The 13,143-nt window shown below is 66.2% G+C and carries 14 protein-coding genes and 1 tRNA gene; 12 read left to right on the top strand and 3 right to left on the bottom strand.

Features of this window, described 5'->3' with window-relative positions; translation table 11 throughout:
- The first annotated feature begins 26 nt into the window (after positions 1–26).
- The 10 genes from P2Q00_RS33375 to P2Q00_RS33330 all read left to right on the top strand — a co-directional run bounded on the left by P2Q00_RS33375 (position 27) and on the right by P2Q00_RS33330 (position 7,065).
- Positions 27–719 carry a DUF6415 family natural product biosynthesis protein gene (locus tag P2Q00_RS33375; RefSeq protein ID WP_275777283.1) on the top strand — a complete coding sequence of 231 codons (693 nt, stop codon included), beginning with the start codon at positions 27–29 and terminating at the stop codon, positions 717–719.
- Between the two features lie 173 nt (positions 720–892).
- A complete protein-coding gene (locus P2Q00_RS33370) occupies positions 893–1,780 on the top strand; it encodes a radical SAM/SPASM domain-containing protein (protein ID WP_275777282.1) in 888 nt (295 codons plus the stop codon).
- A complete protein-coding gene (locus tag P2Q00_RS33365) occupies positions 1,777–2,904 on the top strand; it encodes a methyltransferase domain-containing protein (RefSeq protein ID WP_275777280.1) in 1,128 nt (375 codons plus the stop codon). The genes P2Q00_RS33370 and P2Q00_RS33365 overlap by 4 nt, the downstream gene beginning before the upstream one ends.
- Before the next feature lie 533 nt (positions 2,905–3,437).
- Positions 3,438–4,190: a hypothetical protein gene (locus P2Q00_RS33360; RefSeq protein ID WP_275777279.1), complete on the top strand. Its 753-nt coding sequence runs from the start codon at positions 3,438–3,440 to the stop codon at positions 4,188–4,190.
- A 145-nt stretch (positions 4,191–4,335) separates the two neighbouring features.
- Positions 4,336–4,743 carry a hypothetical protein gene (locus tag P2Q00_RS33355; protein ID WP_275777278.1) on the top strand — a complete coding sequence of 136 codons (408 nt, stop codon included), beginning with the start codon at positions 4,336–4,338 and terminating at the stop codon, positions 4,741–4,743.
- 121 nt (positions 4,744–4,864) lie between these two features.
- A complete protein-coding gene (locus tag P2Q00_RS33350; protein ID WP_425579653.1) occupies positions 4,865–5,482 on the top strand; it encodes a DUF7178 family protein in 618 nt (205 codons plus the stop codon).
- Between the two features lie 81 nt (positions 5,483–5,563).
- Positions 5,564–5,636, top strand: a tRNA-Ile gene (locus tag P2Q00_RS33345).
- A gap of 132 nt (positions 5,637–5,768) precedes the next feature.
- Positions 5,769–6,215 (top strand): DUF4262 domain-containing protein, encoded by a 447-nt coding sequence (locus P2Q00_RS33340; protein ID WP_275777275.1) that lies wholly within the window; start codon positions 5,769–5,771, stop codon positions 6,213–6,215.
- 119 nt (positions 6,216–6,334) lie between these two features.
- Complete coding sequence (locus P2Q00_RS33335) at positions 6,335–6,574, top strand: hypothetical protein (RefSeq protein ID WP_275777274.1); 240 nt, start codon at positions 6,335–6,337, stop codon at positions 6,572–6,574.
- Complete coding sequence (locus P2Q00_RS33330) at positions 6,571–7,065, top strand: hypothetical protein (RefSeq protein WP_275777273.1); 495 nt, start codon at positions 6,571–6,573, stop codon at positions 7,063–7,065. Before P2Q00_RS33335 ends, P2Q00_RS33330 begins: the two co-directional genes overlap by 4 nt.
- Positions 7,066–7,068: 3 nt before the next feature.
- Here P2Q00_RS33330 and P2Q00_RS33325 read toward each other — a convergent pair whose 3' ends face one another.
- Genes P2Q00_RS33325 through P2Q00_RS33315 form a run of 3 tightly spaced genes read right to left on the bottom strand, consistent with a single transcriptional unit; the run spans position 7,069 to position 11,304 of the window.
- On the bottom strand, positions 7,069–7,998 hold the full coding sequence (locus P2Q00_RS33325; RefSeq protein ID WP_275777271.1) for a C40 family peptidase: 930 nt from the start codon (positions 7,996–7,998) through the stop codon (positions 7,069–7,071).
- Between the two features lie 4 nt (positions 7,999–8,002).
- Positions 8,003–9,028, bottom strand: coding sequence for a replication-relaxation family protein (locus P2Q00_RS33320; protein ID WP_275777269.1), 1,026 nt, complete (start codon positions 9,026–9,028; stop codon positions 8,003–8,005).
- On the bottom strand, positions 9,025–11,304 hold the full coding sequence (locus P2Q00_RS33315; RefSeq protein ID WP_275777267.1) for a type IV secretory system conjugative DNA transfer family protein: 2,280 nt from the start codon (positions 11,302–11,304) through the stop codon (positions 9,025–9,027). Before P2Q00_RS33315 ends, P2Q00_RS33320 begins: the two co-directional genes overlap by 4 nt.
- Before the next feature lie 398 nt (positions 11,305–11,702).
- Here P2Q00_RS33315 and P2Q00_RS33310 point away from each other — a divergent pair, with 398 nt between their 5' ends.
- Complete coding sequence (locus tag P2Q00_RS33310) at positions 11,703–12,230, top strand: GNAT family N-acetyltransferase (RefSeq protein WP_275777265.1); 528 nt, start codon at positions 11,703–11,705, stop codon at positions 12,228–12,230.
- Positions 12,231–12,470: 240 nt separating this feature from the next.
- Positions 12,471–12,689, top strand: coding sequence for a hypothetical protein (locus tag P2Q00_RS33305; protein ID WP_275777263.1), 219 nt, complete (start codon positions 12,471–12,473; stop codon positions 12,687–12,689).
- The last annotated feature ends 454 nt before the right edge of the window (positions 12,690–13,143 follow it).

Genomic DNA, 13,143 nt, shown 5'->3' with positions numbered 1-13,143 from the left:
GCACAGCGCGATGAAGGACGGAACAAATGATCAGCAACGCGGAAGACATCACGTGGGCGACCGGCATGCGGTTGACGCCGGCGGGAATCGACTGGGATGCCGTTCGGGTCGGCCGCTATCTCGGCGTACAGGCCATCGAACGGATCGCTCAGCCCGGAGCCGTTGCTGTCGATCCTGCATGCGCCGAGCCGGTCCTCTACTTCCTTCTACCGCCCGGCAGCACGGAAGGTTGGGACGTCCCGCACACTCGCCGGCTCGGCACACACGCTTACGTCGTACTGCCACCCGCTGGTAAGGATTCACCTCCGGGTCCGTACTGGCTCGTCCCTCCCAAACGTGGCATCACCCGGGCGGCGACGCTGCGAAGAGCGCTGGAGGAGATCCTGCACGTCGCCGCGAGCCCAGCGGGGATGCTCACGGTCGCTCGGCACCTGATCGCCGATGATGCCGAACTCCCAGAGCGACAAGCGATGTTGAGCCTGATGCTTGACTTGCGCGGCTACCTGACAGCGCTGATCCCGGAGATCGAGGACCGATCCAACCGACCGGGTGTCCAGGTCACCGTGAGCGCCCCCGCCACCGCTGGCGTGGAAGAAGCGCGGCGACGTCTTGGACTCGCTGTGGGCTCCACATTCACGAGTGAGACCAGGTACGCACAAGGTCTCGCCCGGTCTGTCGAGGCCCTCCTCGTACACAAGGCGAGGCTCGACGAGCTGTAGGCGGCTGCGCCTCAGCGAGACAGGGGCACATCCGATTCCATCGCCTTCTCCAGGGCCGAGCCTTCGCCGCAAGGCTGGCCGGAGAGGGACACAAACTCCCGCCCCGGTCAGCCCAGGGCTCCCCGGCCGGGGCGGGGCCAGTTCATCATTTCTCACACCAGGAGGGTTCCGCCGTGAGCACTGTCGTAGGCGCGTCTGCGCGCATTCCTTCCCCTGCCGATGGGATCCTTTCCGTCGAGTGCGAGCTGACCGCCCGCTGCCAGCAGCGGTGCCGGCATTGCTGCACCGATTCCGGTCCGAAGGCGGGCCCCGGCACCATGACCCATGACGGCTGGGTGAAGGTCGTACACTCCGTCGCTGAACTCGGCATTCCCGGCATCCAGTTCATTGGCGGTGAGCCGACGCTCTACCCGCGTCAGATCGAACTGATCGACTGCGCCCGCTCGCGGGGACTGGCCGTCGAGGTGTACTCCAACCTCGTGCACATCCGTCCCATCCTGTGGGAGACCCTGGCCCAGGATGGCGTACGTCTGGCCACGAGCTACTACAGCGATACTGCGACCGAGCACGACCAGATCACGGGCACCCGGGGGACCCACGCCCGTATCCGCGCCAACATCGCCGAAGCGCTGGAGCGCGGGATCCCACTGCGGGTCGGAATCGTACGAGTCCTTCACGGACAGCGGGTCGAGCAGGCTGAGGCTGAACTGCGAGCGCTCGGCGTGACTCGGATCCAAGTGGACGGGGAGAGGAAGGTGGGTCGGGCTGCCGAGCGCGCCTCCGTGATCCCGGGCGTCGACCAGTTGTGCGGGCACTGCTTCCACCATCGCGTTGCCGTCTCCCCGGACGGCGAGGTGTACGGCTGCATCCTCAGCCGTTTCCTGCCCACCGGGAACGTCAAGGAGCAGCCGCTGAAGGAAGTCCTCTCCGGGGCCCGCTGGGCTGAAGCCCGCCGTGCAGTCCCGGTCGCCTTTGGCGGGGGTTGTACACCGGACGACTCCGGCGACTGCGATCCGGCGAACACTCCGGCCTGTGACCCGGCGTACGGTTTCTGGGCATGAACTGGCAGCCGCATGCCGCCGCACTCGCGACGCGCGTGACCCACCACACGTCCCGCTGGCGTGGCCCCGTTGCCTCGGTGCCGCGCCACCAGTTCGTCCCCAACTGGTGGCAGCGCACCCCGGCTGGCTGGGCACTTCAGCGCGGAGCGGACGACACGCGTACCTGGCTGGCAGTCGGTTACCGGGACATCTCACTGATCACGCGGGTCGGCCCCTTGCATGCCGACCACGCGAAGCCGGACGACCAACCGCAGGGCATGCCCACGTCGTCGGCCACGCTGCCGAGCCTGCTCGTGCGGATGTTCCAGCACGCGCGCCTCGACGACTGTGACGAACTGCTGGATGTCGGCACCGGGTCTGGGTATGGCACCGCCCTGGTCGCTCAGCGTCTCGGCAACCATCGTGTCACCAGCGTCGACGTGGATCCCTACCTCGTCGACGCCGCCCGACGGCGCTTGGAGCGTCTTCAATTGCGTCCCCACGTCGTGCTCGCAGACGCCACCGACGAACTGCCCGGAGGCTACGACCGCATCGTCGCCACTGTCGGCGTCCGACCCATCCCCGCCAGTTGGTTGGCTGCGCTCAAGCCGAGCGGGCGGCTTGTGACCACGATCGGTGGCACCTCGTTGATCGTGACGGCGGACAAACGCGGTGACGGCAGCGCCGTCGGTCGAGTCGAGTGGGATCGGGCCGGCTTCATGCGGACTCGAGAGGGTGAGGACTTCCTACCGCGGTCCGATGCCCTGGTCGACATGGCGCGCACGGCGGAAGGAGAGGAGATCCACACCGGCCCCTATCCCGTCATCGACACAGAACAGGCCTGGGATCTGGCTTCCATGCTCGAAATCACCGTGCCGGGAATCCTCCACGGCTATGAGGAGATGGGGGAGCGGCATACGACGTGGCTGGCGCATGAGGACGGGTCCTGGGCAAGGGCGACGGCTCTGGGTAGTGAGCGGCCGACCGTGCACCAGAGCGGCCCCCGGCGACTGTGGGACACGCTCGACGAGATCCGCGCTTACTGGCTTCAGCACGGCGAACTCCCTCTGCGCGGTGCCAATGTCCTCATCACGCCCGACGGACAGACCCGTTTGTCCCGGGGCAAATGGTCCGCGGTGCTGTGAACTTGGGGGTACCGTCCACCCTTCCTACAGGTCTGCCAATGCCTCCCCCTGCTTGAGCGGTAGCCCCCTGAGCGTGTCTTCTTGCAGGTCAGCGGTGCCAGAGGGGCTTCCTGCGCATCCTGCAACTTTGTCTGAGACAGGTCTTCTGTCAGCAGGTGGCCGCGAGGGGGAGGGGAACAAAGCCGGCGTGTTCTGGAAAATGAATATGAAACTGGTTGAGTTATCCGGGATTCCTGGCAAGTCTTCTACGGTGTGAATGATTTGTTATTTTCGAACTCTTATCTAGATTGGTCGACTTTGTTGGGTGTTTTGAGTCGCAACACTCAATCCTGGACAGTTCAATTGCCGGTGCCCAATTCTCAAGAATCTTGCTTTCGCCTCTTGAATTGCTCTCGAATTGCGGGAAAATGGAATTGGTAAGGCGCAGCGCATCGGGCGCGCGCCGGGAGCGATCGGAGACGATCCTCGTGAACCAATCCCTTTCGAGGGAAACCTCGAAATCTGGTCGAGGTGCGGACGTTACGGCAGATGACATGAAGCGCGTGACGCCGGAGGACTTCAGGGATCTGCAAAAGGCGGCGCGTGGATATTGTCGTGCCGTCGACTCCACTCGGTCGCGTAAGCGGATGGATGGCAGCAGCACAGCTGCGCGGAATGGGAGCGCGCTGTACGGCACAGACGATGTGAGCGACGATGTCGCGCAGGACGCCGTCTTGATGTTTGCGAAGCGGCTTCGCGAGATCATAGTGAACTGCGAGGTTGCAGCGGTGTGGGTGGCAACGCGCGAACCGTCTGCTTGGCAGTACGTGCGGCGCGACGGAGAGACGATCGTCGTGACCCGTAAGGCGATCCAGTACTGGGCGGTAAGGGATGCGGCTGCTAGGAACGGGTACCGGCTGGACGCATACGCGAGGGGGGTCGACGCTGCGCCCGGAGTGCAGCTGATCCGTGGCGTTGCGCGCGCCGACAAACTCTCCACTCTTGCGTCCGCTCCCTATCTGTCGGGCCTCGGCGAAATCATCTTTCGCACTGCTTGGGGTGACGGCAGCGGGTATCCCGCATTGCGCAGTGTTCTCGCCATCGCCGAAAAGGCGACCGACTTAGGGCGCGCTGGCATTATGGGCAGGGCCGCCCAAGAGCTGTACGGAGGGCCTCTCAACTCCTCTTCGAAGGTGCAGCGGGCCAAAGACGTCGCGCTGAAGGAATGGCGCGCGCTTACGGCGTCGCTCGACGCCGTGCGAGAAGACCTTGTGTACCGCGGCGCCGGAGTAGGGGAAATCGACTAGCCGCTCCTTGCTCTGGCGGCCGGGTTCCGGATCTCAGGATTCGGAACCCGGCGTCGGTTCTGCCGTGAGAAAGTCCCGTCCTGATCGGTAATCGAGGCCTTTTGGCTGGCGTATTTATGTGAGCGTCAGTCGATCGGAGGGAATCATGGAGAATGCGAGCGCCATTGAACTCATCCATCGCGTGATCTACAAGCCGGGCTGGTCGTTCGAAGCCCGCGATCACGTAAACCGGTTCGAGGGAACCATTGCCGTTCGGGTGAGCTATCCGGCACGCAACAGCAACCGGGATCAGGCCCGAAGCGGGTACCCGGACGAGATCAGCGCGTATGCGGAATTCCCGATCGTGGTGAAAGAATCGACGGACGAAGACCTGTACGCGGATTTGCTGCGAGTGATCTCGACCATTGAGGAACATGAAAGTCGAGAGTTCCTGCGTGTCGCGCCCACGGATTGGGCCCCGTTCCACCCGCATCGGGTCGACGGCATGCGTCGGTGGGCCGTTCGCAAGGGGAATTCGGATCTGCTTGCCGATCTTCAATTCGGTTTGGCGTGAAGTTCGGTCGCGACCTATGGTGCGTCCCGCATCCCCTCCGGCCCTCGTGAGGGAATGCGGGACTCGGGGCTGGATTCTGTTCAGAGATCGGTAATTGGGTACTTTCCCGCGCCGTATTTGAGTGAGGGCGAGAGAGGAGGACCCATTGGTCTCTGGACGTGCTTCGCAGGAGACGCGAGAGCGATATGTGCGCAACATCATCGGCGTCTGGCATGCAGCAACACCCGCTCAGGAGGAGCGGGGGCGAACCTGGTACAGGGCCGCTCACCAACTGGCCGCGCTCATCGCCAACGGTGACGTACGTTCCGGCGCTGGCGTACTCGCCGCGCTCTCGGCGAACAAGTCATGGGCGCAGAACTGCCAGTTGGCCCAGCGGGCAATGGCGACAGGGATTCCGTCCGGGCATGTCGGCGATGCCTTGAATAAAGCCTCGAAGATCATCGCAGGGGCGGATCCCCTGGAAGTGCTCCCGATAGAGCGCAAGACAGGGATGTTCTTCCGGTGTATCGCGGATCCCGAAGACCCGGATGCGGTGGTCATCGATCGGCACGCCCACGACATCGCCGTGGGCGAAACCTACGGCAACCGTGGCCGGGGTCTGTCCAACTCCCGGCGGTATTCGCTGCTTGCGGACTGCTACCGCGAGGCGGCGCGACGCCTCGGTGAACTGCCGAGCACCGTGCAGGCGGTCACCTGGGTCGTCCACAAGCACGCGGGCCCGGTAACCGCCACCCCATGAACGGCGTCCGGAGGAGCAGTTCCCCCTCCTCCGGACGCCTCAAGGACGCACCGCTCTGAACCGGATGTGGTCGAACTGCTCGGTTGCGTAGCTCAGTTGGTAGAGCGCGGATCTTATAAGTCCTGGGTCGCGGGTTCGAGTCCCGCCGCAACCACCGGACCCGGCGGCAGCTTTGCTGCATTCCCTGCCGTCGGCCATCCCCCCGCCGGGGTGGGGAGGGCCCTCTTCCGATTCGCTCCCGGAAGGGGCCCTCCGTCCTCCGTGACGCACCCCAAGAAGGATCACCATGATGTTGGAAGACACGTACCTCCGCGCCATCAAGGCGATCATCGCCAACTATGGCCATGCCGTGCAGTACGTGGGAGGCGACCCGGAAACCGGTGCTCGCCCCTTCGCTTACACGATCGGCCTGCACCGAAGCGGTGGCCGTGACTATGAACTCGCCGTTTCCGGGCTGGGCCCGGCGGCCTCGGCCGGTGTGCTGGACTTGCTCGCTGAAGCACTGAGCGAGAACGACACACCGCCGTCCGCCGGACTCCAGGTCCGCAACCTCCTTGAGCTTGGGCTCGACCTGCGATTGCGATTGGTGAGTCATCCGGAAGAGTTGGGCGTCATCCGCCTTGTCTACGGAGCGGCCCCAACGGTCTGGCAGGCCCTGTGGCCCGATCTGGCGAACCGATTCCCGGGCGACCCGGCGTATGACCTGGCGGACGAGCTCCAAGAGCTGCTGTGAGCACCGTTGGCTGAGGCGGAGGCACCGAACGGTCTCTGAGCCGCTTCGCTGCCCTGCGTCAAGCCGTCTGTCGGGCTAACCTCCTGCTCGAGTACTCGACGAGCCAGGAGGAAGCGCCTGTGGAGATCGACCTGAGTAAGGCCCGGGCGACCGTTAGGGAGCTTTCCGCTGCGCTGGAAGCACTCGACGGGACTGCCGTGGATGAGACGCCGACGCGCGCGGGCCGGGCACAACGCACCGAGGTGAGCCGCACGCTCCAGCGTCTGGCCCACCTCGGCGATCGTGCGTCGGTCGAAATCATGGACGCGTACTACGTCTTCAAGGAACGTGACGAGCCGGGAGGTAAGGATCTCGGGTGAACCCCGAGACCGAGGCCCTCCTGCGTGATGTCGTGACCCGCTTGGAGCGAGGGATCGAGGACCGGCAGTGTCCGGCCATTGTCTCGCTCGAGGGGGAGCGATCGCTGGTGCTGTCCGACTACGACTATCTCCGCGATGACGCCACGGCCGTTGCGTTCGAGGAACGGGCCGCCCAGCGAGCACAGGAGATCCACGCCGTCCGGTGGGCATTGGCCGTGCCACAGGTGTTGGCGCTGATTGAGGGCGGCATAGCAGCGCGCGCGGTTTCGAATCTGCCCCTGAGAGAAGGGGAAAGAGAAGCGATCACCTGGATGACCTGTGATGCGCAGGATGGAGTGGACTACGGCTTCAAGGCGTACACCCGACGCCCAAGCGGGGATCCCGTGTTCGGTGACCTGGAGGTGTTCACCGTCGCAGTGCAGCCGAGTGAAAGGATGCCCGGACGACACCTGCTTCAGATCTTCGGGCAGCACGGCGACCTGGGCCTTTAGCAATCACGTGGCAGGTCGCGTAGCACCTGCATAGTCGTCGCCGGGGTAGCGGTACGGCTCGATGCGGATCTTCGTACCCGGGGCGGGTGCGTCGATCACCTGTCCTTCGCCGATGTAGAGGCCGACGTGGTGGATTCCGTTGGACGAGTGGCCGTAGAAGACCAGGTCGCCTGGTGAGAGGGCGGATGGTCCGGCCACCCGCGGTCCTGCGTCGAATTGCTGTTGCGCGGTGCGCGGCAGGACGATGTGAGCGCTCGCGTAAGCCTCCTTGGTAAGGCCGGAGCAGTCGAATCCGGCGTCTCCGGCGGTGGGACCGTTGCCGCCCCAGACGTATGGCAGGCCGAGTTGGCCCGTGGCGTAGTTGACGGCCTGGAGCGCTGCAGCGCTCGACGTGCTTGGGCTGCTTCGACGGTACGACTGAGCCACGGCGAGAACTTTTGCCACGTACCAGTTCGCGTGGTTGTAGGCGAAGATCGCGTGCTGGAGGTCGTGCTTGTTGCGTGCGCCGGCGTCGCAGAGCAGGGCGACGGCCGCGTAGATCGAGTCCCGCGGGTCGTAGGGGGACGGCATGTGAGATGCGAAGCGCGGCAGTGGGTGCTTCGCGATGACCTGGGCGAAGGTGGAGCCGAGGAACTGCATCGGGCCGCGCGCCCCGGCGTAGTTGGTCCCGTTGTGGACGCCGGGGAGCGTGGAGCGGCCGTGGTCGGTCTCCACCTTGCCGATCGCGGCGGGCACGGACCAGTCCAGCCCCGGGCAGGTCGTTGCCGCCTGCCGGTAGAGCAGCAGGTAGTCCGCCGGGATGTCGGCAGCGGCATAAGCGCTCGGACCAGCGCCCTGTCCGCCGAGGGTTGAGAGCATGCCGCCCGCTCCGGCGGCCGTGACCACGATGGCAAGGAGCAGCGCCCCCATAGCGAGCAGGGCGTGTTTGAGCATCGAGTCACCACCACCCGCGATCGCTCCCGGCCTTCGGGCACTGCGGGATGGGCGGCGGCAGGAGCGAGGCGGTCCCGCTCCTGCCCGCGGGTTCGTCCGGGGTGGCCGGAAGAGGTGGCAGCTGTGGCCAGGCCGAGCTCAGGTCGGACAGCCGGAGACGGTTCGCGGAGCAGGCGGTCAAGGGCAGCCAGCGGGCGCTCAACGCGTCGCCATCTGCGATGAGTTCACCATTGGTGACGGCTACGGGGACAGCCGCCGGATCGGGCAGAGCTGCGAGGGCCTGGTCGAGTGCGTGGCGGACGGCGGTCTCCCGACGCAGTGTCGGGGTCCATACGAGGACCGGCGTGATGATGCCGGTGTTCTCGGCGAGCTTCGCGTACCGGGGCAGCTTGTCGCCCACTCGCTTGGCTGGGCGCTCGGTTCCGCGGTCGTACTCCAGGAACCACTCGAATTCCCCGTCGGGCGCCTGCCAGCGGCCGTAACCGTCGGGACATACGACGTCGCCGAAGTGGCGTCGGCAGCGCGCTTCGGACCACCACGCTGCCAGATGCCCATGCGTGTCCGCTTGGCGGGACAGGGCGACCAGGTCGGTGAAGAAGCCGTTGGCGCCTACCGCGTGGGCCAGCATGAGCGAGTAGGCGATGCCCATCGCGCGCTCGTGGCGGTAGCCGAGGGAGCGAACCTCCAGGCACTCCTCATGGGCGAGCACGGTGGCGCCGGCTACGTCGAGGACGTAGTGCATGGGGGCCGAGCCGTAGGAGACGAACGGCTTGAAGCGGTCGATGACCCGCCACACGTACAGCTGGTGGAGCCGATGGTTGGCGGCCCGCACGGAGGGCCAGGCGAGATCCGTGATCTGGCCCGAGGTGAAGACCCGGTGCTCGTACAGCATCCGGATCAACCAGCGATCACGCGAGGTCAGACGCGGGGCGAGGCGTGCGAGGTAGTCGCTGGTAGCGGCGGCTCGGTGGCTGACCCGTTTGGGGCGATGGGTGCGATGCGTGTGCGGCGGAACGGCGTTGGAGATCAAGGGAGTTCACCTCCTGGTGAAGGCCGTGCACGGCGTGGATCGGATGATTGGGCCTCCGTCTGCCGCTCGGCTGCGCGCGTGACGGTGGGGCGGGCGTTGCGGCGTGCGGCGGCGCGGATGTGTCGGGCCCGGCCTGGTATCGGTGGGGGGAGCGGCATGGTGACCGCGGTGAAGGCGGGTGCTTCGGTGCCGTTCAGGACGGGGCGTACGGCCACGTGGAACGCGTCGAGGTTCGAGAGATCGTGAGCCGTGAGGCGGGGCTCGGTGTGCTGGGCGAGGACGCGGGCGTCTTCTGGCGAGGAATTGAAGAAGATCTTGGTGCGGGCGTTGGCGCTGATGCCTTCCTCGAGCTCTTTGGGGAGCTGGCGGAGGTATTGGTGGGCGAGGACCATCGAGAGGCGGTAGCCGCGGGCCTCGGCGAGCATGTCCTCCAGCGGGTAGGGGAGGTTGAGGAAGTGGTGCGCCTCGTCGATGTAGAGGGAGGCGTCGCGGCGTTGGGCTTGGGGGAGGCGGGCGCGGCGAGTTGCTGACAGCCAGGTGCGGGCGACGACGACCGAGCCGATGAGGTGGGCCGTCTCCGGTCCGAGGGCGCCACGAGTGATGCGTACGAGGCAGACGCCGCCGTCGTCGAGCAGGTGGTCCATGTCGATGGTCGAGGGACCTCCGGAGAGGGCCTCGCGGACGAAGGGGCGTAGCAGGAAGCCGCGGAGTTTGTTCATCAATGGTGCGGTGACGTGGGCGCGAGCCGCAGTGGAGAGGTCGTCGTACCAGGACCAGAAGCCGCGCAGGATTTCGTCGTCGATCTGGGCCGTGGCACGGTGGCGGAAAACCTCGTTGGACAGGAGTTTCGGCAGGTCGGTGAGGAGCGGCGTGCCGGGCAGGGCTCGGAGGGTGAGGAGGCCGGCGCGCAGGATGTCGTCGGTTCGTGGGCCCCAGGATGCGGCGTAGACGCGGGAGAAGATCGAGACCAGGTTGTCCACGGTCCGTGCGGTGTTGTCGCCGTCGAGCGGGTTGAGGATCGGCGGGTGGGAACGGCTGTCCGCGTCGAGGAGGACGACCTTGTCGCCGAGGTGTTCCGGCAGGCGGGTGAGGACGTCCACCACGAGATCGCCCTTGGGGTCGATGACGACCTGGCCGCGTCCCGCATCGGCGTCGGCAAGGATCATGTGTGCGAGGAGGTGGGACTTGCCCGAGCCGGTGGCGCCGAGGAGATGGATGTGGTGGCGTGCGTCGGCGGTTTGCAGGGCGACTGATTGATGGCCTGCGGTGTCGGACAGCCCAATCGGCTTGGTTGATGGTCCGGGCGATGCGATGCCGGGCGGTGGAGAAACTGCCCGGGCGCCGGCGCGTTGCAGACCGGGAACGGCCGCGTCCCACGGCAGGTGTGCGAGCGCCGACAGCTCCGCCACGGACCACAAGTCGCCCTGGCCGAGGCGGCGTTCGGAAAGCGAGCGCAGCAGCCGGCGCGGTCGCTTGCGGCGGAAGTAATTGTGGTCGGTGTAGATGGAGTAGACGCCGGCGACGGCGTGGGCGTGGCCGCGAAGCCGGGCGCGGATGTCGGTGCGGTTCTCCTGGCTGTGGAGGTCTGTGACCGCGTAGCGGATGCGGCCTTCGTACGCGCCGCCGCGCTGCTTGGTAACGATCGCCCGGTCCTGGACGGAGGTTTCTAGGGATGATTGGTGCTGGCCAGGTAGTGGCGCTCGGAGGTCGCTTGAACGCGTGCTGGGTGTGAAGAGGTCCAACAGGCGGCTCGCCGGGGTTGCTGAACCTTGGGCGTGCACCTGGCGCGCGGATCGGCGTGCCTTCCTGCGCCTTCGGCCGGTGGTCGGTCGGGCGAGGACCTGTACGACGACCTGTTCGCACCGGTCGAGGCCGAATGGTGCCCCGAGCAGGGCCCGCAGGGGGTCGGTGGCGAAGTCGGTGCGAATCGGCAGGCCCTCATTGCGGGCCAGACGGAGCTCGCCGGTGGCGGACTCGAGCGGGGAAGCGGTACGGACCGGCGGCGTTGCCGGTGCTGTGCGCGTTCGGGCACCGGGCCATGCCGCTTCGACGGCGCGCTCAATCATCCCCTGCGGGATGCCGCCGGGCACCCAGAGTTGGATCCTCGCCGTGTCACGGCTCAGGACGTACTCCCAAGCCAGATGCGGTTGCCCGAGCAGGAACCTACGCCAGGCCGGACGGAGCAGGCCGATGAGGTGTGACCACAGGGCGAGAGCGCCGGCGGGATCGGCGACCGGCGGCGGAAGGATCTGTACGACATGGGCGTTGGAGGCCATCGATCGTCTACAACGCAGACTCCACCACCATCGGGCGGCGAGCAGCGTGCTCAGGAAGAGGGTCAACGCTGGGATGGCTATAGGGCTCCAGGAAACTAGGTGATGCGCCCCCCACTGCACAGTCGCGATCACGAAACCTTGAGGATCACGGAGAAACCGCACCAGGAACGGTTGGTCCGTGCGGATCGCCGACGTCGCGGAGCCGAGGGAAGAAACCATGGGAAGACCCCTTTGCCGTGCACGGTTGGAGGGCAGTGACCACGTGCTTTGACCGCATCGGTCCGCTGGGTTGGGGCTCACCGTGTTCGCCCCGGGAGCGATCCGCGCCTCTGGGCGTCGGCGCCACCCAGAAGACAAAGAAATTGCCTCGGGGATAGAGGTCACGTTGGCTGAGCAGGATGGCTGAACTGCGAACCGATCGCCTTGTCCTGCGCCGATGGCGTGACTCCGACCTTGACCCGTGGGCGGCTATGAATGCCGACCCTGTGGTTCGCGAGCACTCGGGGGACCTGCTTACCCGCGAACAGAGCGATGCGTCCGTGGCGCGCTTCCAGGCCGAGTTCGACCAGCGAGGCTACGGGTGGTGGGCGGTTGAGGTGCAGGCCACGGGCGAGTTCATTGGCTTCGCAGGCCTGGACGACGTGGACGACGACATGCCGTTCACCGGAGTGGAGATCGGCTGGCGGCTCGCCCACTCGGCCTGGGGCCAGGGCTACTCCACCGAGGCTGCGCTGACAGTCCTGGCCCACGGCTTCGACACTCTTGGGCTTCCCGAGATCCTCGCTGTCACGACAGCCGCCAACTTCCGTTCCCAGGCGGTGATGCGCCGGATCGGCATGACCCGGGACCCGGCCGACGACCCCACCGCGCCCGAAGGGCCACTGCGGCCGAACGTGCTCTACCGCATCGCCCCAGCGAGGGTGTAGTTCCGCTGGTGGGGGTGGGGTAGGGGCGCTCGTGTTTGCGGTGGTGTGAGGGAACCGCCAGTACGTGACGAGGCCGCAGTTGGAGATGTGGGCGCTCAAGACGCAAGATGGATTGCGCCCCGTGAAGGCGCCGGCGGGCGCGGGAGTCGTCCTGTGATCGGGGCCTTGCCTGTGACTGCTCCGGACCCTGCTGAGGGCTGGCCTCTTGCTGATCAACCAGGCGTTCGCTTGAACTGCGGCGTGAGCGACGAAATACCAAGGCGCCCCGGCTGGACCAAGGACAAAGCTGGGGCGGCCTTTGCCGCCTGGGCGGTCTTCTTCCTGGCCAACCCGGCGGCGCTGGAGTGGACCAGCCGGGCTTTTCCCGACTGGGCTCACCGTCTTGCCACCATCATCAGCATCGCCCTCGCGGTACCCGCCTACTGGATGGGGCTGCGCTTCATGAAGCGACTGCCCTGAGGCGACGCTCGCCCAGTACCTTCCCGCACCGTCACTCGATCGCGGTTCTGGGCCTGGTCGAACCAGCCGCGGACCATGTCTGATGGGGACATTTACACGTCTCCACCCCCTGCTCGGGGCGGCCTCGGAATTACTCGGCTTGGATCCCCAGGCGGACCCACGCTGACCTGTGGTCGGGTGCCAAGAGGGAGGGGCCGCCCATTAGTGGCTGTTGTCGTTCCGATCTTGAGGGCCGGCTCTCGAACGGGAGTCTCGATCGGGTGATCGCTGCTGGCCGCGGGCATGAAGGGCCTCTTGGTAGCTCGGGGTTGCGAAGCCAACCGAGATCCAGGAGGCCCTAATTCCTTGTGAACAGCTCCAGTAGCGGGGACCACACTCGCGCCGGACTGTTCGAGCGCGGGGCTACGACGCCTTTCTGGACCCGGGCCGTTGAAGCCTCCACTGAGAGCGGTGT

Origin of the sequence: Streptomyces coacervatus (assembly GCF_029223485.1) — a bacterium.
Taxonomy (GTDB): Bacteria; Actinomycetota; Actinomycetes; order Streptomycetales; family Streptomycetaceae; genus Streptomyces; species Streptomyces coacervatus.
The sequence above is the reverse complement of the archived record's forward strand: the minus strand, read 5'-3'. Positions and strand labels throughout refer to the sequence as shown.

Coding starts and splice junctions, on each gene's coding strand:
- P2Q00_RS33375 (WP_275777283.1), top strand. CDS start 27: ATGATCAGCAACGCGGAAGACATCACGTGGGCGACCGGCATGCGGTTG.
- P2Q00_RS33365 (WP_275777280.1), top strand. CDS start 1,777: ATGAACTGGCAGCCGCATGCCGCCGCACTCGCGACGCGCGTGACCCAC.
- P2Q00_RS33360 (WP_275777279.1), top strand. CDS start 3,438: ATGAAGCGCGTGACGCCGGAGGACTTCAGGGATCTGCAAAAGGCGGCG.
- P2Q00_RS33355 (WP_275777278.1), top strand. CDS start 4,336: ATGGAGAATGCGAGCGCCATTGAACTCATCCATCGCGTGATCTACAAG.
- P2Q00_RS33340 (WP_275777275.1), top strand. CDS start 5,769: ATGATGTTGGAAGACACGTACCTCCGCGCCATCAAGGCGATCATCGCC.
- P2Q00_RS33325 (WP_275777271.1), bottom strand. CDS start 7,998: ATGCTCAAACACGCCCTGCTCGCTATGGGGGCGCTGCTCCTTGCCATC.
- P2Q00_RS33315 (WP_275777267.1), bottom strand. CDS start 11,304: ATGGCCTCCAACGCCCATGTCGTACAGATCCTTCCGCCGCCGGTCGCC.
- P2Q00_RS33310 (WP_275777265.1), top strand. CDS start 11,703: ATGGCTGAACTGCGAACCGATCGCCTTGTCCTGCGCCGATGGCGTGAC.